Below are 24,892 nucleotides of genomic sequence, written 5' to 3' on the forward strand. Positions count from 1 at the left end.
TCCATATCCCCCTCATGGTTATGAACATGGTGATGAAGAACACGATGGTGCCCCAGTTTACGCCCTCCAGCACCCTCCTCGGCTCCGAGGAGAATATGTATATGGCGGCGGCCGCGACGAACGGTATGAAGCCTATGTTCTCGACGTGGGGAAGCCCCAGCATGGCGAACGCGTCGTTGGCGAGCAGGGCGGCTATCACGGCCATCAGAGCGCCGCCGGCCAGATAGGCGTCGCGCCTGCTCTTGATGAACTCGGACGGCACGAAGAAGGCGTCGACTCTCCTGTCGGGTAGCCTATACCAGCGAGATATCAGCGCGGGGAGCGCGAGGAGGTTGACCAAGGTGGGCGCCAGTAGGTACTTCAAGAAGGTCAACAGAGGAGTCGCGATGCCGGACTGGACGGCTATCAAGACGTTCTGGGGGTTGCCTATGGGCGTCGCCACCGAGCCTATCGTGACGGAGAACGCCAGGAGCAGCGCAAGCGGCTCGAGGTCCACGCCGGCTATTCTCGCCGCGGCCGCGGCGATGGCGGGCCCCATCAGCGCCACGGCGTCGTTGACCGTAAACGCCGCGAGGAGGCCGAAGAGCAAAGACAGGAGCATGAGCATCCTCCTCGTGGAGCCCGCCTTGGCGAGGAACCAATACGCCACGGCGTCGAGAAGCCCCGCCGACTCGGCCATGGAGACTATCGAGAACATGCCTATGAGGAATAGAACCACGTCTAGGTCGACGGCGGCGCCCAGCTCGCCGACGGGCAGCAGATCGCCGGCGACTACCATGAACGACGCGAACGCCATTATGGACCACGCGGGTATGCGGGGGAGTCTGGACTTCGCGGCGAGTCCGCCTATCAGCACGGCGAGGGCTACCGCGGCCACCAACTGCTGCATGAGACCCATGATGTGCGCGCGGGGCCGAGGCTATTTAAGATATGCCGGCGGCTTCATTTAAGCGATAAGTTAAATTAGCGTTGAGCCTTTCCCGAGCCCTGCCGCTATTTTATAAGTAAAAATTTATATGGGGGCTTCGGACGGCCGACGTGGAGCGGCTGGGGAAGGCTGTGGTCGCCAATTTCGGCGGCCAGTACGCCCATCTGATAGCTAGGCGCCTCAGAGAGGCGGGGCTATACGCAGTGCTGGCGCAGCCCGAGGAGTTGGAGGACGTGCTGCGCCGGGGCGGCGTCGCCGCCGTGGTCCTTTCGGGAGGCCCTAGGAGCGTCTTGGAGGAGGAGGTCGAGGTAGCCCCCTCGATCCTCGATGCCGGGGTCCCCGTGCTGGGCATATGCTACGGCCACCAGCTCCTGGCGAAGATGTTGGGCGGAAGGGTCGAGAGGGGGCCCGGCGAGTACGGCGACACCAAGGTGAGGCTTCTCGAGGGCGATCCCCTGCTGGAGGGCCTAGACAGGGAGGAGGTTGTCTGGATGAGCCACGGCGACTACGTGGCCTCTCCGCCTCCCGGCTTCAAGGTTCTCGCGGTGTCGGAGAGGGGGTATATAGCGGCCATGAGGTCGCCGGATAGGCCCATATACGGAGTTCAATTCCACCCGGAGGTCTCCCACACGGCCAAGGGGAGGCTGATCTTCAGGAACTTCGTGGAGAAGGTGGTGGGGTTGGCGCCGTCGCAACGCTGGGACCCCGCCTCGCAGGTGCCGGGGATAATAGACCGCATACGCGCCGCGGTGGGCCCCGGCGAGAAGGTGCTGGTCGCCGTGAGCGGCGGCGTAGACAGTACGGTGACGGCGGTCCTCGTCGCGAGGGCCGTCGGAGGGCGGGCGGTTCCCATATTCGTAAACCACGGCTTGTTCAGAGAGGGCGAGCCCGAGGAGGTCCTCTCGTCGCTTAGGGGGCTGGGTCTAGACGTGGTCTACGTCGACGCCTCCGAGAGGTTCCTGTCGAGGCTGGAGGGCATCGAGGACTGCGAGGAGAGGCGTAGAATAGTCGGCGAGACCTTCGCCGAGGTCTTCGCCGAGGTTGCGTCTAGGATCGAGGGCGCCAAGTGGCTCGCCCAGGGCACGCTCTACCCGGACGTCGTCGAGAGCGGCGCGGTGAAGGGCGCCGACAGGATAAAAAGCCACCACAACGTGGCCGGCCTGCCCCGGTGGCTCGGCCTCAAGGTGCTCGAGCCCCTCAGGGACTTCTACAAGGACGAGGTGAGGGCTATCGGCAGGGTTCTGGGCCTCCCGGAGGAGCTGATCAATAGACACCCCTTCCCGGGGCCCGGGCTGGCCGTGAGGGTCATGGGGCGCTTCACTAGGGAGAAGTTGGAGATAGCCAAGAGGGCCTCGCGCATAGTGGAGGAGGAGTTGAGGAGGGCGGGCCTCTACGATAAGGTCTGGCAAGCCTTTGCCGCAGTGGGGGACGATAAATGGGTCGGCGTCAAGGGCGATGCGAGGGCCGTGGGCCACGTGGTTATAATCAGAGTAGTCCAGAGCGAAGACGCCATGACCGCGGACTGGCCACAGTTGGACAAGGAGATCTTGTCGAGGATATCTTCCAGGCTGACGTCGGAGGTGCCCGGGGTTGTCATGGTGGCCTACGCGATCACCCAAAAGCCTCCGGCCACGATAGAGCCGTGTTAATAGGTGAAGCCCTCGCCGACGCAGGACAGATCGCCCCTGTAGAGCGCGTAGCCTACTATAACGCCGTCGAAGCCGGCCCTCTTGAGTAGCTCCAGGTGGGCGCAGCTGGAGACGCCTCCCGCGTAGTAGATCCTCTTGGCGACGCGCCTAAGGGCCTCCACGTCCGCGACCAGCGGCCCGACGCCCGTGCCCTCGACGTCTATAGACGTATATATGGCCGCGGCTAGGTCGCGCCCCTCGAGCAGCCTCAGGGCGTCCTCGAGCCTCAAAAGCCTGGCGGTCCACCCGCCTCCCATCACCCAACCCTCCGACACGTCCAACGAGACCACGAGCCTTCCGGGGAAGGACTTGGCCATCTCGTCGAAAAGACGCGGCTCCGTGAAGGGCAGAGTCCCCAACACCGCGTAGTCGCAGAGACCCAGGGCCCTGCTAACCGAGGCGGGATCTCTCAGGCCGCCGCCCACTTGGCATCTCCCCCCTACGGCGTCCGAGATAGCCGCCACGACGTCTAGATTAGCCGGCGTCCCGCGCTCTGCTCCATCTAGATCCACTACATGGATGAGGGGGGCTCGGGAGAACCTCCTGGCGAGCTCCAGCGGATCGCCGACGAACACGTACTCGCCCCGCCGCCCTCTAACCCTTTTCACCGCCCTGCCGCCCTCCAGATCTATCGAGGGGATCACCAGCATCGGCTTAAATTTCTCTGTGCTTAAATCGTTGGATGATGACGTCTCGGGGAGTCGGAACGGTGATACGCGCGGTTATCCGGCTGAACCTACTTGGTGGTCATAGGCCTCTCGGCGGGCGTGAGCGCCTGCCTCAACGCCAGCCCCAACGCCTTATGCGACGCCTCGATCACGTGGTGGGGATCCTCGCCGAAGGCCCTCAGATGTATAGTCGCCTTGAGCTCCGATGCCAAAGACCTCACGAAGTGGGGGAACATGTACGTGGGGTATCCGCCTATAGTCGCCTGGGGCAGTCTGGCCTTGACCGCCCAGTAGGGCCTGCCGCCGAGATCGACGGCGGCCGTGGCCTCGGCCTCGTCCATGGGCACTATGGCCCAGCCGTAGCGCGCTATGGAGCGCCTATCGCCGGCGAGCTCCGACAGCGCCATGCCCAGGGCCAAGCCGACGTCCTCTATCACGTGGTGCCCCTCGTCCAGCTCCCTGAGCGTTCTAGCCTCCACTCGGCCCCCCAGACCTGCGTAGTGGAGCAACGTCTCGACCATATGGGCCAGGAACGGCACGGGCGTCGACACGGACAAAGCCCCTCCCCGCGTGAGCTCCACCAAGACCCTGGTCTCCTTGGTCTCTCTGATCATGGCATTGATCGGGGATAATATTTTTTATTTTATAGACGCGACGTGTTCCGTGACCGCGGTGAGGATAATACCCTGTCTCGATGTGGACGGCAGGAGGGGCGTTGTGGTCAAGGGGGTTAACTTCAAGGGCCTCAGAGAGGTGGGCGACCCCGTCGAGCTGGCCATGCGCTACGACGAGGAGGGCGCCGACGAGCTCGTCGTGTTGGATATAACCGCCACCGTGGAGGACCGCCCCACGTTCTTGAAGGTCGTGAGGGAGGTGGCTACCTCGATCTCCATCCCGGTGGCCATAGGCGGCGGCGTGAGGTCCCTGGAGGATGCAGACAAGTTGTTCAAGGCGGGGGCCGACAAGGTGTCGGTCAACACGGCGGCGGTCAAAAGGCCTGAGCTGGTGGCCGAGCTGGCGCGGCAGTACGGCTCGCAGTCCACGGTTGTGGCGATAGACGCCAAGAAGGTCGGCGGGTCCTACGCCGTCTACATCAGGGGCGGCAACGCGCCCACGGACCTCGACGCCGTCAAGTGGGCCGCCAGGGCCGTGGAGCTAGGCGCCGGCGAGCTGCTGGTGACGTCGATAGATAGGGACGGCACTAGGTCCGGCTACGATCTGGACCTCCTGGCGGCTGTGCATTCCGCCGCCAAGGTCCCCCTGATAGCTTCGGGCGGCGCCGGCGACTACGCTCACTTCTACGAGGCCGCCCTGGCCGGGGCCGACGGGCTGTTGGCGGCCAGCCTATTCCACTTCAATATAGTAGACATAAGGAAGCTCAAGGACTACCTGGCGTCGAGAGGTATCGAGGTGCGTATTGACTATTAGCCTGCGGACTATTTTTATTAAATGGATACCTATTTAATAAAAGATAATAATAAATAAATATATTTATTCATATCGTCAAGAATTAACTGAGGTTTTAACAGAAGCTTCAAGACAACGTTTTAAATAGCGGGGGGACGCGCACATATGCGCGATGTCTGGATCGTGGGCTACGCCAGGACTCCCATAGGTAAGTTCGGCGGCGCGCTTAAGGACGTCAAAGCGGCCCATCTAGCCGCCTTCGCTATACGCAAGGCGCTCGAGAGGATAGGCCTCGACGGCAAGCTGGTCGAGGAGGTAGTAATCGGCTCCACCCTGCAGGGGGGACAGGGCCAGAGCCTTGCGAGGCAGGCGGCGCTATACGCCGGACTTCCGGTGACGACGAGCGCCTACACGGTCAACAGGGTGTGTTCGTCGGGCATGCAGGCCGTGATAGACGCATATAGGGAGATAGCGTTGGGCGACGCCGATATAGTGGTGGCGGGAGGCGCCGAGTCCATGTCGACGGCCCCCCTGGCCTTTTCCCCCGATACGCGCTGGGGCGTCAAGCACCTCATAGGCAGAGAGCATCGGCTACTCGACCTGATGGTCTACGACGGCCTGATGGATCCAACCAACGGCCTGCTGATGGGCGAGGAGACCGAGATGGTGGCCAAGGAGTGGGGCGTCGCTAGGCAGGAGCTAGACCAGGTGGCCTACGAGAGCCACATGAGGGCCTGGAGAGCCACCGAAAGCAAGTGGTTTCTGGACATGGAGCCCATAGAGGGCGAGCTGGGCGGGGCGAAGGTCAAGCTGGAGAGGGACGAGGGCATCAGGCCGGACACGGACCTGGAGAAGCTCGCCAAGCTCAAGCCCGCCTTCAGGCCCGACGGGGTCCTCACAGCCGGCAACTCCAGCCAGCTGTCCGACGGGGCGGCCGCCCTCGTCCTGGCCTCGCCGGATAGGGCAAGGGAGCTCGGCCTCAAGCCCATCGCGAAGATCCTCGGCTATTCTTGGCATATGGTTGAGCCGTGGCGTTTCGTCGAGGCGCCGATATATGCCGTACAGAAGCTCGTCAAGAGAGTCGGCATAGGCCTCGACCAGTTTGACTACTTCGAGAACAACGAGGCGTTTGCCGTCAACAACGTGCTGTTCCACAAGGTTCTCCAGGTCCCCTACGAGAGGCTTAACGTGTTCGGAGGCGCCGTGGCGCTCGGGCACCCGCTGGGGGCGTCGGGCGCCCGAATAATAACGACGCTCATATCTGTCTTGAAGGTGAGGGGCGGCAGGCGCGGCATAGCGGCGTTGTGCCACGGCACCGGCGGCGGCACCGCCCTGGCCATCGAGATGCTTTAAGCCCCCGGCCGAGCTCCGGCGGATAGCGGCCGATCTCCCGGACTGCGTTTTTAAATGGGGGTAATAGAGGCGGTATGTGCGCTGGAGGTCCGTCTCCGTCGAGCTCTCGCCGCCGGAGGGGCCTGCCGCCGAGGAGGCGGCCCGCGCCGCCGTGCGGGACGCAAGCCGCGAGGAGTTGCGCGAAGCGCCCCCTCCAGAGGGCTTTCCCGGCGGGAAGGGCTTGGCCGCCATGACTTCAGCTGAGCGGCTGATACGCGCGCTTCTGGCCGTGAAGCCGCCCGAGCTCGAGGTGGATTACCGCTCTAGGGAATCGCCGAGGGGCTACGCCGAGCTACCCTTTGCGGTGAGGATGGACGGCGTCGGCTTCGGCAAGGCGTTCGCCGATCTGCCGGGCCCGCGCAATATAGGCGTCCACCGGGCCCTGAGGAGGGCGGCCCTCGAGCTCGCCGAGGCCAGCGGCGCCGTATTGGCCTATATAGTCAGCGACGAGATCAACTTGATATACAGGGAGGCCGCGCCCTATAGAGGCAGAGTTCAGAAGCTCATAAGCGTGTTGCCGTCCGCCCTCTCCGCCAAGGCGTCCGTCCTGCTCGGCCGTCCGCTCTATTTCGACGCGAGGATCGTGAGGCTCTACGACGACCGCGACGCGGCGCGCTACGTGGCCTACAGAGCGCGCGTCGGCTTGAACAACTACGCGATATCTCTGGCAAGAGAGAGGGGGCTCATATCGAACACCACGCCGCCTATCGGCGAAATACTGAAGGGGCTCTCGGGGGCGGACCTCTCGTTGGGATGGGGCTCGTTGCTCGCCAAGGAGAACAAGTGGAACGACGTGGATCTATGCGCATTTCTGACGAGATACGGGCTATGCTGAAGGGCCTACAGGCGAGCTTTTATGCAGCGCTTAGGTCTCTGTCGAGATCCTACGGCTCGGCGGTCTTCGTGGCTCTGTTGCCCCCTCTGCTCTCCTCTCTGTTGCTGGCCGGCGGCTGGCTGTTCTCAGGCGCCGTCGATCTGGACAAATACCTATATCAGCTCGTCGGGTCCTCGCTTCTCGTCATGGTCCAGATCGCTGTGGGCGAGACCGTCTGGGTGGTGAGGGACTACATCAGAGACGGCCTCTACGACTACATACTGGCGTCGCCTGCCGGAGCTCTGGAGACCTTCTACGGGGTCTTCCTCGCCGAGGCCCTCGTGTTGAGCGGCCTCTCGCTGGCGTTCACGGCGTTGATAGTCGGCGTAATGAAGGGCCCCGTCTATGGAGTAGCCACCGCGCTGGCCTTCATGCTCTCCTTTATAGGCATACTGCCGACCTTGGGCATCGGCATTATCCTCGCGTCCCTAACGCCGATAGTCAGAGATCCGAACGTCCTCGTGATGCCTGTGGGCGCCGTCATGACCTTGCTGGGCGGCGTCATATATCCAGTATCGATACTGCCGCCCTACCTAGAGCTGGCCGCCTCTGTACTCCCCGTAGCGGCGCTAGCCGACGTCGTGAGGGGACTCGCGCTGGCCCTCAAGCTACAGGTGGAGAGCATAGGCGCCCTCGGGGTCTATATGCTCTACGCCTTGACGGGCCTCTTGGTGTTCAGAGCGGTGAACGCCTATGCGAGGCGCCGCGGCCTTATATAGGGCGTTGAGGCACGAGCTGGCCAGGGAGTGGCTGAGATTCACCGGCCTCAACTCGCGCTCCTGGCTGAGGGCGATCTCCGGCTCCATATCCATGGCGCTTTGGTTGCTCGCCGCCATAGTGGCCATGTCGTGGTACGGCATAACGAGAATCAGAGTCGATAGATATATATACTGGATCTTCTTTACATATACCCTATACTCTGAGCCGATCTGGGCCGCCGCGGAGGCGCGATCTAGCCTAAAGGGGGGCGTGGCGGAGCAGATATTAGCCGCGCGCGGAGATCTGGCCGGAGTTATGCTGGCCTGGCTCTTCGTCGACTCCTCCATATGGTCGGCGCTCGACTCCGCGATCCTCCTCCTCGTGTTCGCCGCCATCTTCGGCAGATTGCCCGAGCTGGAGCAGCCGTTGTTGTTGGCTGCGGCGGTCCCGCCCCTGCTCGCGTTCTCGATCCTGACGGGCCTAGCGGCGCTGTACGTCATGTCGAGAATAGAGAATACCTGGATAGCCGGCCTGGCCTTCCAGCTGGTCGTGCCTGCGCTCGGCGGGATCTTGCCGCCGACAGTCCTGCCGCGCGGGATAGCCCAGGCCCTGCTGCTGTCGCCGCTGCAGTATGTGATCGCCCCAGTCATATATGCCGGGACGGGCGTCTGGCCGCTTGACCCGTCAATTATTCTAGTTATTGATTATATTATAACTATTTCATCAATAGCTATCGTGAATAAATATAAAAAATCACTTGTATTTATTCTCTAGGTAATTCAGAAGATATGAGGGGTTGTAGACCTCGCCGGTAGCCCGCGCGACCAGCTCCTTCGGCGGATATACCGCGCCCCATCTGTGTATTCTATCGCGGAGCCACTCCTTTATCTCCGAGAACCTTCCGGCGGCCACGGCCTCGTCCAGAGGCCCGAAGGCGTGACGGAGCTGGGCCGCTATCACGTTGCCCAGCGTGTACGTGGGGAAGTAGCCTATGCTTCCGTGGGACCAATGTATGTCCTGGAGGACGCCCTCAGAGTCGTTCTTAGGCCGTATGCCCAGAAGTCTCTCCATCTCCTCGTTCCAAAGGGCCGGCAGATCGGCCACCTTGATCTCCCCGGCCACCATGGGCTTCTCCAGCCTGTAGCGGAGCAGTATGTGGAGGTTGTAGGTCACTTCGTCCGCCTCGGTCCTTATCAAGCTGGGCCGCACCACGTTGAAGTAATGGTAGAGATCCTCGTCGCTGTATTTGGAGAGGAACGGCAGATGCCTCCTCAGTATGGGCGCCGCGTGGGCCACGAAGCCCCTCGATCTGCCGACTACGTTCTCCCAGAACCTCGACTGGGACTCGTGCACCCCGAGCGAGACGCCGGTGCCTATCGGGGTGAAGGCATAGCTCTCGTCGATCTGCAGCTCGTAGAGCGCGTGGCCGAACTCGTGTATGGCGGAGAACAGGGGCTCTCTGAAGTCCTTAGGCGGATAGCGGACGGTTATCCTCACGTCGAACGGCGAGGCCGGGCCTATCGTGAAGGGGTGGGGCGACACGTCTATCCTGAACCGCCCCTGGGGGTAGCCTATCAGGCCCAAGACGTCCCTTATGGCGGCCTCCATGGCCTGTCTGTCGTAGGGCTCCTCCTCCAGTGGGTGCGACTTAGGCCACTCTCTGGCCTCCAGCTTGTTCAAGAGGCGCCTTATCCCGGGCTCCAACACCGAGAATATGGAGTCGACGTCCCGCGACGTGAGGCCCTCCTCGTGTAGATCGAGCAGGGCGTCGTAGGGATGCTCGTCGTATCCTAGCTTGTCGGCTATGACCCTGACGAGCTCCACTATCCGCTCCAAGTACGGCGCGAACTTCTTGAAGTCGGCCTTCTCCTTGGCGGCGCGCCAGGCGACGAAGGCCTCGCTGGTAGTCTTGGCGAACTCGGCCACTATCTCCGGAGGCACCCTTCTGTAGAACTTGAGATCCCTCTCGAGCATGCGGATCATGCCCTTCTCGACGTCGGTGAGATCCTCCTCCTTCGCCTTGTCTATCAGCTTCACGAACGACTCGTCGAGCATCAGCTTCTGGGTCAACTTGGCTATCTCCGAAGCCGCCAGCGACCTCCCGCCTATGCCTTCCTCCGGCATGTAGACCTCTCGGTCCCAGCCCATCAAGGACTGCGCGTGGTTAAGCGCCCAGATGGTCCGGTAGCGCTCCAAGATCTCCTTGACCGCAGGGGATTTGACCGCCATTGGACCGTATGCCCCAATGGCTATATATACATTCCGTTAGCTAGGGCGGCTGCGCGGCGGATCGGGGCTCACTCGACGGGGACCTCGACCTCCTTGGTCGCCGATATGGCCATGAGGAGCTCCCTCACGGTGATGTCCGGCCTGGCCCTAAGCAGGGATAGGGCAGCCTTGGCCCTCTCGGGGCAGTAGGCAGAGGCTATCTCCTCCACGTCTTCCTCGGTCAAGACGTCCGGCAGTTGGATAGATACGGAGGTCAGGATGTTGCCCAGCGGCGGGATCTTCGACGCGAGTTTTTCGTAGACCTCGGGCAGGAACGACGCCACGAACCCGGCCCTATCGAGCCCCATGTTTCTGATCCTATGCAGGGCCGAGGCGGCCTGGAAGAACTGGGGGTCCTCCGGGCTCGGCATCCATTCATCCAGAGCCACGACCAGCCTGCCGGAGGCCAGGTCCAGCGCGGCCGAGAGCGTCCACGAGGGGTCTCCTTGAGCGAGCGAGAGGAGCCCCTGGAAGCCGTACCGCCTGTATACGTCGACAATCTTGGATCGAGCCGACGACCTCGCCGCAAGCCTCCAGGCGATTACCGCGGCCATGTAGGCCAAGCTCCTCTCGGGGAACTCCGTGGCGTCTATATATATGCAGTCCATCCTCTCGCAGAGGGCGTACAGAACCTGCGTCTTGCCCATCCCCGCTCTGCCTATGAGCGCCGACAGCGGATATCTGGAGGCGAGCTCGGCGAGATCGTCGAGGGCCTGGGCCCACCGCCTGCCCGCCAGCTTCGCGCGGGGCCTGGCGACCGGCCACGACGGTATCGCGCACGACACGTAGTGACCGGCCGGCCGTAATTAAAGGAGGTAGGCATCACACATAGGTATTACATAGCGCCGAGGGCTCCGCCCCTTGGGGTCGGGCTCCCCGGCCCAGGCGACGGACTGCGCCGGGCCGGCCTCAGTTCGGCTGGGGCGCCTCTCCATGATAAGACAAGATTCTCCCCCGGTCCCCCACACTGCCCTGTCCAGCCCTCCGGCGTCAACTTCCAGATAGTGCTGAGGACCGCCGCATCTCTATCCACCTCATGGCCACGAGGACATCTCGGCGCCATTTCGAAATAAAACGCCGAACGACTCGCCATATCAACCACATTTGTCGGCGTGGACAAGCGCAACGACTCGTCATCGAAGGCAGGCGAGGAAGAGGTTGAGGTATGGAGGCCTCGTGTCGAAGGAGCTCAATAGGAAAAGCCGGCTCGTCCCGCGGCGGATGCTCAGCGTGGATCTTGCTGGCCGGACCAAGGCCCGCCGTACTGGCCCGACCGGCCCCAATCCAGCGCGAGGGGCCTATGGAGGCGGCGAGGACGCCTCACAGCCCAAAGGGGTCGGTCTTCCTATCCTGTTTTCTTTATATAGCCGTATCCTCTGCCGTTTATGTAGATCTTCTCGTCCCCTCCCTCGAGCAGTATATATTTTCCGCGCCTTTCGGCCACCAGCTTGGCCAGCCGCTCGACGAATTCGGCCTCGGAGAGGCCGAGCTTGCTCACGACGTAGTCCTTCACGGCCCTCAGGGGCGCGTAGCCCGTCGGGCCGGCCGAATGCCTTATCGCCGCGTCCAGCGCCTGGTCGAAGTCGACGCCTTCAGCCCGGCGCCCCTCCAGCCGCGACACCCTCTCCTCTAGTTCCAATATCTTGCCTAGGACGAGGCTCCACCCGTCCTCGATGATGTACCTAACGCCTCTGCCGGCCTGTTCGGGCTTGGCGCCCAGCCTGGCGGCCAGCTCGTCGGCCGTGAGGCCCATCTTCCTCGCGACGCGCTCGAGGTCGCTCCGCCTGACGTAGACCCTGCCCTGCTCGGTCAAGCCCACAGCCAGCTCCACGCGTGGCCGGGGTGCCTGGTTAAAAACGCCATAAGCCAAAGCAAAGGTTATTACCGGATTGGCGCTCTGCCCAAGTGCCCGGTCTAGACATCGTGGAGAGGGTCGCCGAGTTCGTCGAGCTGAGGGAGGACGAGTTCGTCGCGCCTGTGTTGCGGCGGGCGGGCGTCGACGTCTTCGAGCTGCTCGTGGCGGTCATGTTGACCCAAAACACCTCGGACAGGAACGCGTTCCGCGCGTACCACAACCTCAAGAGGGCCGTGGGGAGGATAACTCCGCAGGCCCTGCTCTCGCTCGGCGAGGATAGACTTGCGGAGCTCATAAGGCCGGCCGGCATGCATAGAGTCAGGGCCAGGAAGTTGGTGGAGCTCTCGAGGGCGCTCTCCGGCGTTGATTTGTCCAGATTGGCGCAGATGGACGTGGAGGAGGCTAGGCGGTTCCTCACGTCTCTGCCGGGCGTCGGCGAGAAGACGGCCGACGTGGTGCTGGTCAATCTGGGCAAGCCGGCCTTCCCCGTGGATACCCACATCGCCAGGATCGCCAACCGCTGGGGCATCGGGGCCAAGTACGGCGAGATAAGCAGGTGGTTCATGGAGCGGTTGCCCCCAGGGAGGTATCTGGAGGTCCACCTGAAGCTCATACAGTTCGGCAGAGACTACTGCAGGGCCAGGTCGCCGCGTTGCGGGGAGTGCCCGGTCCGCGACCTCTGTCCCTGGCCCGGCAAGCGCTAGCGTCTGGCCAGAAAGGCCAGTGCCTGCTTGGGGCCGAGCCTTAGCGTTATGGGCTCCGTCCCCTCTATGGAGCCCGAGCCCGCCACGGCCTCCACCGACTTGACGCCGTGCGCGGCCACCGCAGCGGTCACCGCCTCGTAGGAGTGGTTCACCGCTATGACTAGATCGCCCTCCTTCCCCTCGAATCTGGAGACCTCCACCCTCGGGTCTATTGAGTAATAGGGGATATCTAGCCCTGCCAGCTGGGCCAGCGCCGCGTAGATCCTGTGATACCCTCTCAACCAATCCACGTGCTCCGCCTTGGCTAGTATCAACTCGAACGGTATCACCGACAATACGGCGCCCTTCTTGGCCACGACCACCGGCCTATTCCTGTGGTCCACGGCAATCACCTCCGCATCTACGGGCTTTACCGCATACGTGTAGACGGGCGCATCCACGGCGAATTCCAACTCCTCGCCTGGCTCGATGGGGCCGAAGTCGGCCACGAACTTGACCCTGAAGATGCCGCCGTAGCGTATCCCCACGCTCCCCGGCAATAGGGCGTTCTCGACGCCGAACAGCTCCCGCCATAGATGGGTGGCGGCGTCGTGCAGCGCGACGGCGTCGCCGAAGGCCCTGAAGAACGAGGCGTAGACCAAGCCGCCCGAGGCGATCGCCTCGTAGGCGAGGCGCCAGGTCGTCGCCAGGGCCGTGGGCGCCGAGGGAAGCGCGATGAGCCTCTTACGCCTCAGCTTTTCCCTGGACAGCTCGTAGACCGAGGATATGCGGAGGCCGGACATGAAGCCGAGCGTCAGACCCATCAGGGCAGGCCTGAGGCCCGGCTCGCTGCGCCAGCCCTGGGGCACGAACTCGTAGTCTCTATACATGTAGAACGGGACGACGACCGCCGCCTGGGCCTCCGGCCTTCTGAAGCGGTCGCCCAGCCCCATTTCCTCAAGCCTCTTCAGGTCCTGCGAGAATTTTCTGACTACGGCCGCCGCCGGCTTCGGCGTGCCGTCTGCCCTCACTAGCCCGAACCCCAGCTCGAGGAGTCGCCATTCATACGGCGGATCGCCCTCCTGGGGGAAGTCTGAGAAGCACCAGATAAAGGCGCCGATAGCGCCGTGGGCCAACGCCGACCACAAGACGTCGTTCACGAAGCCGGCGTGTTGCTCCTCGGAGAATTGATATGTGCTGAAGCCGAACTCCTCCAGGATAACTGGCACATCTCCGTCGTTTGAGAAAAGCTCGATGAACGCCGGGTAGAGATATCCGTGTCGCACTAGATTTGTATCGTATTGATACAGGTGCAGGCCTACCCAGTCCACCAGCCCCTTCACGTTAGGCGCCTCCTGGAGATAGGAGCTTGCGACGTCTCCCGACGAGAGGGGATGCGCCGGGTCGACGGACTTGATGGCGGATGAGAAGGACTTAAGGAAGCCCAGAGCCTCGTCCCTGCTCCTGGCGGCCTTCACCAGGCTGAGCTCGTTGCTCAGGATCCAGCCGCCGAGACCTCTGTGGTCCTTAAGCGCCTTGACGACCTCGAGGACCGCCTTCACGCCCAGCTCGACCGTCCCGGGCGCGTATAGATCCCAGTCGGGCGCCCAGGGTATGGCCCAGTTCCGGCCTGACATATGGCCCACGATCAAGGTCGGATAGCCCAGAAGCCCGCGCTCGGCAAGCAGATCCATGAAGTGTCTCAACTTGGCCATAGACTCTTCCGACGCTCGGCCGTGGGGATCGAAGAAGTCCTCAGCCAGTATAAAAAAGCGCAGCGCCCTCACGCCGAGCCCCCTAAGCGTATCTAGGTCCTCCCTTATATCGTCGGGATTCCACTCCTTCCACATCTTTATGTTGTGCCTCCGAGGCCAGTAATTGACGCCGAGTAGAAACATAACCCATATGGCCGAACGGCAAATATAGCTCAAATCGCGGCTATTCGCCGAGGCCCTCCAGATCCATATACCCATACCGCCCCACCTATGGAATCCACAAGCCGCTTCTGGGCAGGCGTTATTGGGGGTCCACGGGGTTCAGCTAGAGGCCGTCCCCGCTCTAGGTCGAGCCCGTCCGCCGCGCCCAGCCGCGTCCTCCGCCGGCCTCCGTCGCGTTTATGCGCCCCGTCCCCCCTCGGATGCCTCAGGGAGTATACTCTAGTTATTACAATGTGGCTAACAGTATTGCAACGCTATAAAGGTTAAATACTCACATGGGTAGGTACACTATGCGGGCATACACGCTGACGGACAAGTTCAAGTCGATATTTGCCAGAAGAGGCCGCTCGATAGTGCTGGCCTACGACCACGGCATAGAGCACGGCCCCACCGATTTCCTGGACAACCCAGACTCGGCCGAGCCCGAGTATATATTGAAGATCGCGCGCGATGCGGGATTCGACGGGGTCGTGTTCCAGAGAGGCGTTGCCGAGAAGTACTACGACGGAAGCGTGCCGTTGATACTCAAGCTAAACGGAAAGACCTCGCTCTACAACGGCGCGCCTGTCTCTGCCCCCAACTGCACGGTGGAGGAGGCGGTGAGCCTGGGCGCAAGCGCCGTGGGCTTCACCATATACGCCGGGAGCGACTACGAGTGGAAGCAGGTGGAGTACTTGGCTCAGATAAAGCGCGACGCCGTGAAGTTCGACATGCCGCTGGTGGTGTGGTCCTATCCGAGAGGGGGCAAGGTCGACGCAAAGTACAATGGCAACGAGCACCACCCCGAGGTGGTGGCATACGCCGCCAGAATAGCGTTGGAGCTAGGCGCCGACGCCATGAAGATAAAATATACGGGAGATCCCAAGACCTTTGCCTGGGCCGTCAGAGTCGCCGGCAAGGTGCCTGTGTTGATGTCGGGCGGGCCTAAGACGAAGACCGACGAGGAGTTCTTGAGACAAGTGGAGGAGGTGATAAGCGTCGGCGCTTTGGGCGTAGCCGTGGGCAGAAACGTCTGGCAGAGGAAGAACGCCGTGGAGTTCGGCAAGCTGTTGGGCCGAATGGTCTACGAGGGGAAGAAGGTGGCCGAGATCCTCGAGCCGGCGGTCAACTCGAGCCCATGAAGATCGGCGTACTGACTGGAGGGGGCGACGCGCCCGGCCTCAACATAGCTGTATATACATTCGCCAAGCTGGCTGAGAGGAAACACGAGGTGTATGCGATATTCCACGGCTGGAAAGGCTTGTTGAACAAGGAGGTCAAGAAGACGTCGTCGTCCGAGCTATTGGACTTCGCATTCGCCGGAGGCACCTACATAAAGACGTCGAGGACCAATCCGTTTAAGGACGAGGAGAGGGCCAAGGTCCTCGCGAAAAACGTGGAGGAGCTGGGCCTGGACGTGGTCGTGGCCATAGGCGGGGACGACACGTTGGGAGCCGCGGGCGAGGCGCAGAGGCGCGGGATCTTGAACGCGGTAGGTATACCGAAGACCATCGACAACGACGTATGGGGCACCGAGTACACCATAGGCTTCGACACGGCCGTAAACGAGGCGGTCAAGGCCGCCGAGAGCTTCAAGACGACGTTGATATCGCACGAGAGGGTGGGCGTGATAGAGGTCATGGGCAGAGAGGCCGGATGGATAGCGCTACACACGGGCCTGGCCACCATGGCCGACTTCGTGTTGATACCAGAGAGGGAGGTCGCCTGGGATCTCGTCGCAGAGCGCATAGGGAGGGCCTATGAGGCCAAGAGATGGGCGCTGGTCGTGGTGTCGGAGGGCGTCAAGTCGTACGGAGGTCCTGTGGACGAGTTCGGCCACGTGAGGCTGGGCGGAGTCGGCAACGAGCTCGCCGCATATCTGGAGAAGAGGACGGGCCTCGAGACGAGAGCCGCGATACCCGGCCATATAATTAGGGGAGCTCCGCCGACCGCCTTCGACAGAGTGCTGGCGGTTAGATACGCTACAGCCGCCTATGAGGCCGTCGAGGAGGGCAGATTCGGGGTCATGACGACCTATAGAGACGGCGAGATAGGCTATATGCCCATAACCGATGTGGTGGGGAAGAACAAGCTGGTCAGCGGGGCTTGGCTTAAGCTCTACGAGACGTATTGGGGAGGCTCGGAATAGGTAGAGGACGTATTACTAAAGCGTAAAGTTTTTAAATAGACATCACAAAGCACCTCTCGGCGTCCGGCGGCTCCTCCTTTGGCAATTAATTTCTATAGGGCAAGCCCCCTATCAATAATGGAGTCCTCGCAGAAAAACGCCTATTTTTTGTAGTTAAGTTTTTATATTCACCGTTTCTCTAGGCACATGGCAACCGCAGAGGAATTAAGGCTAACCGACAGACAGGTCCAGATACTACAGCATCTGTTGCAACACGCCCAGCCCATGAGGGTCTACACCGTCTACGGCGACCAGGACGAGATAGCCCGCGAGCTGGGGATGACAAGACAGGCGCTTGCGATACACCTCAAGCGACTGAAGGAGCTGGGGCTAGTCAGGACGGGCAGGGAGTTCGTCGACGTGACCGAGAAGGCCGTTAAGTTCCTCAAGGGCCAGAGCAACGACGTCATAGTGCTGGTCAAGGTGGAGCCGAAATATAGGGACAAGATCTACGACTTCTCCAAGAAGTTGCCCATAGAGAAGGCGCTCAGGCTCGCCGGCGAGTACGACCTAGCCGTCATCACGCAGGAGACCGTGCTGGACAAGGTGCTCGACTCCCTCAACAACCAGGAGGGAGTAAAGGAGACAAAGACGTTTATCAGCATAGGCACCATAAAGGAATAAGAATCCAAAGTATATAAAATACATATTTTTCATGAATATTTAGCCCTAGAGAAGGGGCCGTATTCTCCGATCCTTGTTGGGCAGTCCGCAAAAGCCTTAAAAACGTGGGGGATATGCGTAAAGGGGCCCGTAGCTCAGCATGGATAGAGCGGCGGAGCGCTTGCCGGCCGCCGTAGGCCGCAAGGCGCCGACCCTCCGGAGCCGTAGTCGGCGCAGCCGGCGGATGTCGCGGGTTCAGGCGAAGCCGCCGAAAAATCCCGCCGGGCCCGCCAACCGCGATCGGCCTGTCGGCATCTCCATATTAATATCCATGGCTTGGTGGCGCCATGAGGCTCTCGATAGCTATAACCATCGCGGGTATCGCCATGGTGGCCATCGCGGCCGTCCTGTTCCTCTTGGGGTCCCAGGCGAGCTCGTTGGCCTCCTCCGTCAACGAGGCGCTAGCGCAGCTGAACAAGACGAAGGCCGCCGTGTTGGGTCCCGGCGATAACGTGAGCTTTTCGTTTCCGGAGCCGTCGATCTTGTTGGTCAACTCGTCCGCGCCTCTGAAGGTCGTGCCGGAGTCGCTACGGGTTGTCGTGCAGGGGACCATCATGGCGGTCGCGGTCCAGCCGGGCGTAAGCGTCTACTTGGTCAACAACAGCACGCGCCCCGTCTCCTTTAGATATGCGGTGGTGGCTATAAGCCCGTCTCTGTCTAGGGCGGTGTTCTTCGCGCTTATCTCGCTGGGCCTGGGCTTCGTCGGCTTCGTCGTGTTGGTCGTGGGCGTCGTGCTGTACGTGTTAAAGAAATAAAACCTGCATGCCATACAGCACGTGGATCTGTTCCGCGTCGACGTATCGCTGGTAAGAGACGGCGTGGTGGCGCTGGATTCGGAGACAGCGCTTCTTCTGAAGTACATAGAGGAGACTGGCTCGATATCGGCGGCCGCGAGGAGGCTTGGGATGCCCTATTCCCGCGCCTGGGGGCATATCGCGAGGTCCGAGAGGGAGCTCGGCGTCCGTCTCGTGGAGCCTAGGAGGGGCTACGCGGGGGGCGCGCAGCTCACTGAGGAGGGCAGGCGCCTGTTGGCCCGCTATCTCGAGTTCGTGTCGAACAGATTCGGCGGGCTGGAGGCGCTCACAGAGGGCATGTGCGACTTCATGTACGCCGGCAGTTCCGATATATTGGTGAGGGATCTGCTGGATAGGCTGAGGGAGGAGGGGTTCTGCGTGGAGGTCAGGTGGGTCGGCTCGGCCAGCGGGCTGATGATGGCCGCCACGGGTCTCGCCGATGTGGCCGGCATACATCTGCTGGATCCTGCCTCCGGCGAATACAACATTCCGTACGTGGAGAGGCTGGGGCTGTCGCAGGCCGTGGCGCTCCATAGAGGTTTCATGAGGTCTATAGGCTTTGTGTATAGGCCTGATGTGGAGTTCGGGGGCCTGGAGGACTTGTTGAGATATAGAGTCGTGGCGCGGAATCCGGGGTCGGGGACGCGGCTCCTCCTGGAGCTGTTGGTGGACAAGCTCGCCGAGAAGTTGGGCAGGCCCCGCAAGGCGGTTGCCGACTCCATAAACGGTTACAGCACCTCAGCGAGGACCCATGAGGAGGTCGCGGAGGCCGTAGCGCGGGGGGAGGCCGACGTCGGGCTGGCCATAGCGGCGGCCGCGGAGAGATACGGCTTGGCCTACAGGCACGTCGCCTTGGAGCGCTTCGACTTTGCCGTGAACAGACGCAGTCTGGACAAACCCGCAGTAAGGCGTCTGCTGGAGCTCCTGAGGAAGGAGCAGCCGCCTCCCGGCTATACGCCGGTCAGGAGCGCAGGCCAGAAGGTGTTAATCTGACCTCTCTCCTCTGGGCGGGAGCCCCGTCCACGGTTCTCCACAGCTTGTTCAACATAGCGCGCCGCCTCTATCAGCCCATGGCCGTACGGGCAGTGCAACGCACGCCAGCTGCCGCTGTCCGCAAGTCTGGCGAGGCGGACTGGGCGCGTTCGGGCATCCCTGAAGCGAGAGGCGTCCTGGTCGGCGGAAGGCCCGCGGCCTATCTACGCCGTTGCGGCGGCCCCTCCAAGAGGCCGTGCTGCGATGGCGCGCGCAGGAGGGCCGGCTTCAAGGCGCCTGAGGCCTATCTCAACGTGTTTGAATAGCTTTTTTATTTGGAGTCGCCATAGGTCTGTGCAGATTTTTCTGGCGACAGAGAAGGGCGTCTACGAGCTGATCCCCACAGGCGGCGCCCACAGGATATGTTGCCCAGACCTGGAGATAGTTGACGTGACGCCCTTCGAGGGGCATCTCTACGTCTGCTCGCCTAGGTTGGGCCTCTTCGAGGTGGGCGGAGGCCGGCTCAAGAGGCTCGCGTCCACGCCCTGTTGGCGCCTCGTGAGGCTAGGGGACTCGCTCGTGGCGTCCATGGACGGCCCGATGTTGGTGGACGCGCTTTCCGGCACGAAGGTGGCCGAGTTCCCCGAAGACGCCGAGAGGCTCGGATGGAGGTTCCTCAAGGGGCCTGCCCACATAACCGACTTGGCGCGGTTCAAGGACCTATACGTGGCCTCGGTCGAGGAGGGCAGTCTCTTGGCCGGCGGCGATCTGCGCAGGCTTAGGCCTACCCGCTTCTGGGGGGATCTACACGCGCTTCTTCCCGACAGAGAGAGGCTGTACATCTCCACGTCTACCGGCATCTACTACACGAGCGATCTGGAGAGATTCAACATGGGCCGGGGCCCCACAGGCTATACGCATGCGGTGGTGCGGTGCGGCGGCTATCTAGCCACGCACGAGATGTCGACAAGGCCCCTCTGGGTGTCGGTCGACGGGGTGATGTGGCGCAACCTCCCGATAGATCTGCCCAGGCCTGAATACGGCACGACCAACCTGGCGTGCGCGGGCTCCAAGGCCATATACGCCGTGAGGCAGGTCTACGTGATAGACATAGCCCGGCTCATGGTCGAGAAGCTGGCCTCCGGCCTGCCGTTGGTGCTCAGAGTGTCTGTTCTCTAACTTGGGAAAGATTATGGCGTAATTTTGGAAAAATTATTTTAGGGATAAACACGCTCTTTACTCATGTCCAGAACAACAACCCTCGGGATAATCGCGGTGGTGCTGGCGATACTGGGGTTCGTAGCCGGATACTACGCGGCTCCGAAGGGCCCAACCGCAACGCAGACCGTCACCCAGACTTCAACGCAGACAACGACGGTCACCCAGACGGGCTACGTGACGCAGACCGTCACCCAGACTTCAACACTGACAACGACGGTCACCCAGACTGCGGCGCCCTCCATGCAGATGCCCACGCCGGTCCTGGCGCCGATCTCGTCCTCGACGGTATCAGTCAACGCCGCGGAGGGCGCCACTGTTAGGGCCGGTCCGATAATCGCGGTCATAAGGCCCGGTACCTACGCCATGGTGGGCAACGAGACGCTCTCTAACTACAGCTTCTCGATAGTGCTGTACAGCGTATACGGTCTCGGCGCGTCTCCCGACGGCGGATGGCCCGTATATGCGTTCGCGTTTGCCGTCAACGGCATGGTGAGCCCCGCGGTGACCTTCGTCGACAGCATGGGCAAGCCCAGGCCAATAATAACTATAGCCTATATGCCCGACAACTGGTCCAGCTGGACTTGGCTCGGCTACAAGGCGCTGAGCAACGGCACTTTGGTAGGCGGGAGATATGCCTTCGTGGATAAATGGTATTACGTAGGCGGAGGCGCCTTCGTGAACATACAGTTCGTCAAGCCCGTCCCGTGGGTCTTCACAGCAGGTCCATATAGCTACATGCCGCAGTTCGCCACGTTCAAGCCGCCTATGTCCAGCGCCGCCAGCGGCCTGGTTCCCGTCGAGATCGCCGAGGCCGCAATAAACGGCACGATAGGAGGCGCGTTGAGAGTCGGCAACATAATTGCGGTGATACCGCCCGGCACATACCTCAGCGACGGCCAGACGATGTACAAGACCTATAACTTCAGCTTGATCTACTACGCCACTTTGTCGATGCCAGGCATAGGCGGCATGGCTCCCTTCGGTGCCTATGCCTTCGCCGCCAACGGAGTTGTGAGCGCCAAGTATACGTTCGTAAATGCGGCTGGGTCGCCTTCGCCGATAGTAACCATAGCGGTTCTGCCCAGCGAGACCACCAGCTGGACTTGGCTACCGTCGGGGCCGGTCCAGCAGACGTCGGCGATCGTCAACGGCACGTATAAGTTCGCCGATATTTGGCTCTACGGAGACGGCTATATCGTGAACGTGCAGTTCGTGAAGCCCGTGCCTTGGATATTCCTGGGGCCTAGGTGATCAACGATAAAAACCGAAAAATGTTTTTCTTTTCTGTGGGCGGATCGGCGCAGCCTCAAGAGGGTTTTACTGCTCATACTCCTAGGCACGCGCGGCGGCCCGGCCCGGCTCAAGATATTGGCGAGGCTGAGGGCAAGGCCTATGAACGCCCACCAGCTCTCGAAGGAGCTGGACATAGACTACAAGACGGCTCGCCACCATCTAGAGGTCCTGGAGAAAAACGGCCTAGTGGAGAGGCTGGGCGAGGGATACGGCGCCGTCTATACGCTGTCGGATATGTTGCAGAAAAACTGGGATTTAGTTGCGGAGGCCGCCAGATATTTAGGCTATGATTCCCTGGATAATTGACATAATTCTTGCGTCAACCGCATTCGCCTTCTCGATCTTCGGCCTGAGAAATTATGTGTACATCAGGAAGACGCATGTAGGCAGATATATGTTCGCCATCGCCGCAGCCCTGACATCGGCGTCCCTAATAGCGGTCGCCTCCTTCGTGTTCTGGATGTTTAGCGGCCACGGACCCGACGTAGCGATCCCCTCCATGGCCATCTCGGCGTTCCTTGCGGCGTCCTCGATAGCGTTCTACAGACTTTCGTCTATCTAGATTTCGCTACGGCGTGTTGCGTAAAGATTTAAGTATATGTCGTGAGGGATGCGTGGAGGTGGACGTGTTGATCCAAGACGTCGCGAAGGTCCGTCAGTATCTGGATAGGTACTTCTTCAAGTTCTCGGACGAGATAACGGGGGCTTTGATAGCCATATTGAGCCGCGAGAACTACATAATGATAGGCCCTCCGGGCACGGCCAAGACTATGTTGGTGGCGTCGCTCTCCAAGCTACTTAGGGCCCGGTGGTTCTACCGCCTCCTCACCAAGTTCACCGAGCTGGAGGAGATCATAGGGCCTATAGACGTGATGGAGTTACTCAAGGGCAACGTGAGGAGGATCTATGCGAACTCCATAGTGGAGGCCGACGTGGCTCTGCTTGACGAGATATTCAACGCATCGAGTGCAATACTCAACACGCTCCTGACGATACTAAACGAAAGGGCCATCTTCGACGGAGGGACCGTGGTGCCGGTGAAGACGTGGACGGTCTTCGGCGCGTCGAACAGGGTCCCCGACGAGGAGGAGCTACAAGCCCTCTACGACCGCTTCCCCCTGAGGGCTTTCACCAAATACGCCTCGCCTGAAGAGACCGAAGACCTCCTCAAATCCGGATTGGCGCTGAGGCAAGAATTCGACCAGATGTCCCATCTGATGACCATGGAGGACATCAAGGGCCTCAACGAGTATGTGAACAAGATGGTCTACGAGAATAGGGACGTCCTGGTGAAGCACATATCGCCGCTGATAGCGGCCTATCTGGACCACGTGGTGATATCAAACCGCACCAGGGTGAAGGTGCCCATATACGTCATGTCGTATCTCACGATCCTCGGCGTCAGGCCCAGCGACCTAGACGCGTCGAGCATAAGGGCGGCTACTATAAAGATCTTGAAGTACCTCGTCCACGATAAGGAGGATTTAAACGAGTACGAGGCCTTCGTGGCGTCCCACATGCCGGGGAACCTGTCCGCGGTTTATGACATGATAAACGAGATCAAGGCGCTCATAGCCAACAACGCGGTGACTATAGCGCGCGAGAAGCTGAGGGAGGCCGAGGAGCTGCTGGACAAGGCCTACGCCGACCCCACGCTCTATAAGTTCTTCATGACCGAGATGTCGGAGATAAGGGACGCCCTCAGTATGTTGAGAAGCCAGCTGTAGTCGTGGGCGCCCTGCTCAACGTAGACTATTCCGACGAGCTGACGAGGCTCAGGGTCCAGGAGATAATACGCCACATTCAGCGGCTTGGGCTTCCCATCAAGCTGAACAAAATACCCATGGAATATATCGCCGACTCATTCTACGCCCACTACCGCGTCCCCATACTCTCCGCGGCCCCTAGGGATGAAAACGAGGCCTTGTGGTATATATTCCTCAAATCCTATATTTCTTCCGACCTATATCAAGAAATTAGTAATCTCAGTAGATATAATTATTCGATATCTAGATCTGCATCCATAAAGTTGCTCAGGGCCTATAACAGCCTGCTTTCGCGCATAGAGCGCGGCACCGTTCAGGGCATGAAGGAAGGCGATGAGAAGAACCTGCAGAAGTTGATGAACAATCAATCCCTAAGGCAGGAAATAAATAATCTATTGAGATTCTATATAGGAAATATAAAGAATTTAGATAAGATAAGAAAGTATATTTCGAAAATTCTTGGCGACGATGTGGGCAAGGAGGTTGCGGATCTTCTATTTGATGTAGATATAGACCCATATAGGGCCAGGCTGGCCAAGATCTTGGAGTCGTTGATCAAGATCTTGGCCAAGGTGGATCCCTACGTCGACGAGGGGACCGTCTTCGAACGGGCAGGCGTGCCGTCAGGCATCAGAAGCATCAGGAGCTTCTCCGATCTACGTAAGGTGACTAATTTAGGCAAGGCCATCTACAGGGCATCGCCCACGCTGTTCGCCTACAAGCTGGCCACCAGATCGCTTTCGGTCAAGGACGTCTCGCTCGACACTAGGGATAAGATCTACATGCTTGTGGATAAGTCCGGCTCCATGTTCTACTCGGTCTACGACGGGTTCGCCATGGACATGACCCAGAAGATAACGTGGGCCACGGCGCTTGCGGTCGCATTGATGAGACACAGCAGAAAGGTCGTATTGAGGTTTTTCGACCAGATGGTATATCCGCAGTTGACCAATATCAAGGATGTCATCAAGGCCCTGCTCAGAGTTCTGCCGTTAGGCGGCACAGACATAACGTCGGCGGTCCACGCGGCCGTCATGGATTCTAGGAATGCAGGCCTTAAGAGCTACAAGCTGGTTATGATCACAGACGGCGAAGACGACTTCGTCAACCCGGAGGTGCTGAGACAGGCGAAGATGGCGTTTAGGGATGTCAAGGCGCTTTTGATAGGAGGCTCCAACTCCGTGATAGAGGCCGAGATACCGACCATAAGGATTGACTCGACGGATATAGAATCCCTTAAATATATATTGAAAAATATATGAAAAGTGTATCTATATAGAAGGATATAGAAGAAAATTTTTATATTCTGGAAAAACAAAAGGCCATGAAGGTTAAGGAAGTATTGCGCAGACCTCCCGTGGTGATACCGGTGACGGCCACCGTCGAACAGGCGGCGGAGGCCATGGCAAACAACAACGTGGGCCTCCTGGTGATAGTAGACCCGCGAGACCCCAAGAGACCCATAGGGGTCATCAGCGAGAGGGACGTGATCAGGACCATCGCCGGCAAGGCTCCGCTGACAGTCACAGTCGACAAGGCGGGGACCATGGGCAATTTCGTCTGGATAGGGGAGGACGACACCATATACAGAGCCGCATACCTCATGAGGAAACACCA

General features: G+C 60.5%; 26 protein-coding genes and 1 tRNA gene. 20 read left to right on the top strand and 7 right to left on the bottom strand.

The annotated features are described in order from the left end of the window. On the bottom strand, positions 1-898 hold an 898-nt coding region (locus B7L68_RS03320), incomplete at its 3' end, for an SLC13 family permease (RefSeq protein ID WP_081246272.1). A 149-nt stretch (positions 899-1,047) separates the two neighbouring features. Between B7L68_RS03320 and guaA the strand changes: the two genes are divergently transcribed. Beyond that, the gene (gene guaA, locus B7L68_RS03325; protein ID WP_081246295.1) at positions 1,048-2,577 is read left to right on the top strand and encodes a glutamine-hydrolyzing GMP synthase; all 1,530 of its coding nucleotides are present in this window, start codon (positions 1,048-1,050) and stop codon (positions 2,575-2,577) included. On the opposite strand, the gene B7L68_RS03330 is transcribed toward guaA, so the two are convergent. After that, entirely contained in the window at positions 2,574-3,266 is a 693-nt protein-coding gene (locus B7L68_RS03330; RefSeq protein ID WP_193432464.1) for a 1-(5-phosphoribosyl)-5-[(5-phosphoribosylamino)methylideneamino] imidazole-4-carboxamide isomerase, read from the bottom strand. The two genes, guaA and B7L68_RS03330, sit on opposite strands and share 4 nt — an antisense overlap. Positions 3,267-3,352: 86 nt before the next feature. Then, on the bottom strand, positions 3,353-3,898 hold the full coding sequence (gene hisB, locus B7L68_RS03335; RefSeq protein ID WP_081246273.1) for an imidazoleglycerol-phosphate dehydratase: 546 nt from the start codon (positions 3,896-3,898) through the stop codon (positions 3,353-3,355). Positions 3,899-3,947: 49 nt separating this feature from the next. Here hisB and hisF point away from each other — a divergent pair, with 49 nt between their 5' ends. The 5 genes from hisF (at position 3,948) to B7L68_RS03360 (ending at position 8,430) form a co-directional block, all read left to right on the top strand. Further along, the gene (hisF, locus tag B7L68_RS03340; RefSeq protein WP_238136302.1) at positions 3,948-4,712 is read left to right on the top strand and encodes an imidazole glycerol phosphate synthase subunit HisF; all 765 of its coding nucleotides are present in this window, start codon (positions 3,948-3,950) and stop codon (positions 4,710-4,712) included. A 144-nt stretch (positions 4,713-4,856) separates the two neighbouring features. After that, entirely contained in the window at positions 4,857-6,044 is a 1,188-nt protein-coding gene (locus B7L68_RS03345) for a thiolase family protein (RefSeq protein WP_081246275.1), read from the top strand. A 76-nt stretch (positions 6,045-6,120) separates the two neighbouring features. Beyond that, the gene (locus tag B7L68_RS03350) at positions 6,121-6,918 is read left to right on the top strand and encodes a tRNA(His) guanylyltransferase Thg1 family protein (protein ID WP_238136303.1); all 798 of its coding nucleotides are present in this window, start codon (positions 6,121-6,123) and stop codon (positions 6,916-6,918) included. Further along, the gene (locus B7L68_RS03355) at positions 6,912-7,676 is read left to right on the top strand and encodes an ABC transporter permease (protein WP_162008397.1); all 765 of its coding nucleotides are present in this window, start codon (positions 6,912-6,914) and stop codon (positions 7,674-7,676) included. Before B7L68_RS03350 ends, B7L68_RS03355 begins: the two co-directional genes overlap by 7 nt. Next, entirely contained in the window at positions 7,651-8,430 is a 780-nt protein-coding gene (locus B7L68_RS03360; RefSeq protein ID WP_143615285.1) for a hypothetical protein, read from the top strand. Before B7L68_RS03355 ends, B7L68_RS03360 begins: the two co-directional genes overlap by 26 nt. Here the strand turns inward: B7L68_RS03360 and B7L68_RS03365 are convergent. The 3 genes from B7L68_RS03365 to B7L68_RS03375 all read right to left on the bottom strand — a co-directional run bounded on the left by B7L68_RS03365 (position 8,410) and on the right by B7L68_RS03375 (position 11,755). Continuing rightward, the gene (locus B7L68_RS03365; protein ID WP_081246278.1) at positions 8,410-9,885 is read right to left on the bottom strand and encodes a carboxypeptidase M32; all 1,476 of its coding nucleotides are present in this window, start codon (positions 9,883-9,885) and stop codon (positions 8,410-8,412) included. The two genes, B7L68_RS03360 and B7L68_RS03365, sit on opposite strands and share 21 nt — an antisense overlap. Positions 9,886-9,953: 68 nt before the next feature. Continuing rightward, positions 9,954-10,709, bottom strand: coding sequence for an AAA family ATPase (locus B7L68_RS03370; RefSeq protein ID WP_081246279.1), 756 nt, complete (start codon positions 10,707-10,709; stop codon positions 9,954-9,956). A gap of 560 nt (positions 10,710-11,269) precedes the next feature. Next, the gene (locus B7L68_RS03375; protein WP_081246280.1) at positions 11,270-11,755 is read right to left on the bottom strand and encodes a hypothetical protein; all 486 of its coding nucleotides are present in this window, start codon (positions 11,753-11,755) and stop codon (positions 11,270-11,272) included. A 74-nt stretch (positions 11,756-11,829) separates the two neighbouring features. Here B7L68_RS03375 and nth point away from each other — a divergent pair, with 74 nt between their 5' ends. Continuing rightward, the gene (nth, locus tag B7L68_RS03380; RefSeq protein WP_238136304.1) at positions 11,830-12,483 is read left to right on the top strand and encodes an endonuclease III; all 654 of its coding nucleotides are present in this window, start codon (positions 11,830-11,832) and stop codon (positions 12,481-12,483) included. On the opposite strand, the gene B7L68_RS03385 is transcribed toward nth, so the two are convergent. Continuing rightward, on the bottom strand, positions 12,480-14,360 hold the full coding sequence (locus B7L68_RS03385; RefSeq protein ID WP_081246281.1) for a glycoside hydrolase family 42: 1,881 nt from the start codon (positions 14,358-14,360) through the stop codon (positions 12,480-12,482). The two genes, nth and B7L68_RS03385, sit on opposite strands and share 4 nt — an antisense overlap. A 329-nt stretch (positions 14,361-14,689) precedes the next feature. Here B7L68_RS03385 and B7L68_RS03390 point away from each other — a divergent pair, with 329 nt between their 5' ends. From B7L68_RS03390 to B7L68_RS03450, 13 genes are all read left to right on the top strand, one after another. Beyond that, positions 14,690-15,520 carry a class I fructose-bisphosphate aldolase gene (locus B7L68_RS03390; protein WP_081246282.1) on the top strand — a complete coding sequence of 277 codons (831 nt, stop codon included), beginning with the start codon at positions 14,690-14,692 and terminating at the stop codon, positions 15,518-15,520. Further along, positions 15,517-16,527 (top strand): ATP-dependent 6-phosphofructokinase, encoded by a 1,011-nt coding sequence (locus tag B7L68_RS03395; RefSeq protein WP_081246283.1) that lies wholly within the window; start codon positions 15,517-15,519, stop codon positions 16,525-16,527. The genes B7L68_RS03390 and B7L68_RS03395 overlap by 4 nt, the downstream gene beginning before the upstream one ends. A 186-nt stretch (positions 16,528-16,713) precedes the next feature. Beyond that, complete coding sequence (locus B7L68_RS03400) at positions 16,714-17,190, top strand: Lrp/AsnC family transcriptional regulator (protein ID WP_081246284.1); 477 nt, start codon at positions 16,714-16,716, stop codon at positions 17,188-17,190. Between the two features lie 123 nt (positions 17,191-17,313). After that, positions 17,314-17,462 (top strand) — tRNA-OTHER (locus B7L68_RS08620). A gap of 54 nt (positions 17,463-17,516) precedes the next feature. After that, a complete protein-coding gene (locus tag B7L68_RS03405) occupies positions 17,517-17,984 on the top strand; it encodes a hypothetical protein (protein WP_081246285.1) in 468 nt (155 codons plus the stop codon). A 21-nt stretch (positions 17,985-18,005) separates the two neighbouring features. Then, positions 18,006-19,016: a substrate-binding domain-containing protein gene (locus B7L68_RS03410; RefSeq protein WP_081246286.1), complete on the top strand. Its 1,011-nt coding sequence runs from the start codon at positions 18,006-18,008 to the stop codon at positions 19,014-19,016. A 333-nt stretch (positions 19,017-19,349) separates the two neighbouring features. Continuing rightward, on the top strand, positions 19,350-20,174 hold the full coding sequence (locus tag B7L68_RS03420) for a hypothetical protein (RefSeq protein ID WP_081246288.1): 825 nt from the start codon (positions 19,350-19,352) through the stop codon (positions 20,172-20,174). Between the two features lie 63 nt (positions 20,175-20,237). Further along, positions 20,238-21,467: a hypothetical protein gene (locus tag B7L68_RS03425; protein ID WP_101958004.1), complete on the top strand. Its 1,230-nt coding sequence runs from the start codon at positions 20,238-20,240 to the stop codon at positions 21,465-21,467. Positions 21,468-21,542: 75 nt separating this feature from the next. Beyond that, positions 21,543-21,815, top strand: coding sequence for a winged helix-turn-helix domain-containing protein (locus tag B7L68_RS03430; protein ID WP_255408301.1), 273 nt, complete (start codon positions 21,543-21,545; stop codon positions 21,813-21,815). Next, positions 21,796-22,071 carry a hypothetical protein gene (locus B7L68_RS03435; protein ID WP_081246290.1) on the top strand — a complete coding sequence of 92 codons (276 nt, stop codon included), beginning with the start codon at positions 21,796-21,798 and terminating at the stop codon, positions 22,069-22,071. Before B7L68_RS03430 ends, B7L68_RS03435 begins: the two co-directional genes overlap by 20 nt. 52 nt (positions 22,072-22,123) lie before the next feature. Then, positions 22,124-23,236: an AAA family ATPase gene (locus B7L68_RS03440; RefSeq protein ID WP_081246291.1), complete on the top strand. Its 1,113-nt coding sequence runs from the start codon at positions 22,124-22,126 to the stop codon at positions 23,234-23,236. Positions 23,237-23,238: 2 nt separating this feature from the next. After that, positions 23,239-24,537, top strand: coding sequence for a hypothetical protein (locus B7L68_RS03445; protein WP_081246292.1), 1,299 nt, complete (start codon positions 23,239-23,241; stop codon positions 24,535-24,537). A gap of 62 nt (positions 24,538-24,599) precedes the next feature. Beyond that, positions 24,600-24,892: CBS domain-containing protein (locus tag B7L68_RS03450; protein WP_081246293.1), on the top strand; the 293-nt coding region annotated here is incomplete at its 3' end.

This window comes from Thermoproteus sp. CP80 (genome assembly GCF_002077075.2).
Classification (GTDB): domain Archaea; phylum Thermoproteota; class Thermoprotei; order Thermoproteales; family Thermoproteaceae; genus Thermoproteus.

What these genes read in the sequence shown, in the direction of transcription:
- B7L68_RS03330 (WP_193432464.1), bottom strand. Translation starts at nt 3,266, where the DNA reads ATGCTGGTGATCCCCTCGATAGATCTGGAGGGCGGCAGGGCGGTGAAA.
- hisB (WP_081246273.1), bottom strand. Translation starts at nt 3,898, where the DNA reads ATGATCAGAGAGACCAAGGAGACCAGGGTCTTGGTGGAGCTCACGCGG.
- B7L68_RS03345 (WP_081246275.1), top strand. Translation starts at nt 4,857, where the DNA reads ATGCGCGATGTCTGGATCGTGGGCTACGCCAGGACTCCCATAGGTAAG.
- B7L68_RS03355 (WP_162008397.1), top strand. Translation starts at nt 6,912, where the DNA reads ATGCTGAAGGGCCTACAGGCGAGCTTTTATGCAGCGCTTAGGTCTCTG.
- B7L68_RS03360 (WP_143615285.1), top strand. Translation starts at nt 7,651, where the DNA reads ATGCGAGGCGCCGCGGCCTTATATAGGGCGTTGAGGCACGAGCTGGCC.
- B7L68_RS03365 (WP_081246278.1), bottom strand. Translation starts at nt 9,885, where the DNA reads ATGGCGGTCAAATCCCCTGCGGTCAAGGAGATCTTGGAGCGCTACCGG.
- B7L68_RS03385 (WP_081246281.1), bottom strand. Translation starts at nt 14,360, where the DNA reads ATGTTTCTACTCGGCGTCAATTACTGGCCTCGGAGGCACAACATAAAG.
- B7L68_RS03390 (WP_081246282.1), top strand. Translation starts at nt 14,690, where the DNA reads ATGCGGGCATACACGCTGACGGACAAGTTCAAGTCGATATTTGCCAGA.
- B7L68_RS03395 (WP_081246283.1), top strand. Translation starts at nt 15,517, where the DNA reads ATGAAGATCGGCGTACTGACTGGAGGGGGCGACGCGCCCGGCCTCAAC.
- B7L68_RS03400 (WP_081246284.1), top strand. Translation starts at nt 16,714, where the DNA reads ATGGCAACCGCAGAGGAATTAAGGCTAACCGACAGACAGGTCCAGATA.
- B7L68_RS03405 (WP_081246285.1), top strand. Translation starts at nt 17,517, where the DNA reads ATGAGGCTCTCGATAGCTATAACCATCGCGGGTATCGCCATGGTGGCC.
- B7L68_RS03425 (WP_101958004.1), top strand. Translation starts at nt 20,238, where the DNA reads ATGTCCAGAACAACAACCCTCGGGATAATCGCGGTGGTGCTGGCGATA.
- B7L68_RS03435 (WP_081246290.1), top strand. Translation starts at nt 21,796, where the DNA reads ATGATTCCCTGGATAATTGACATAATTCTTGCGTCAACCGCATTCGCC.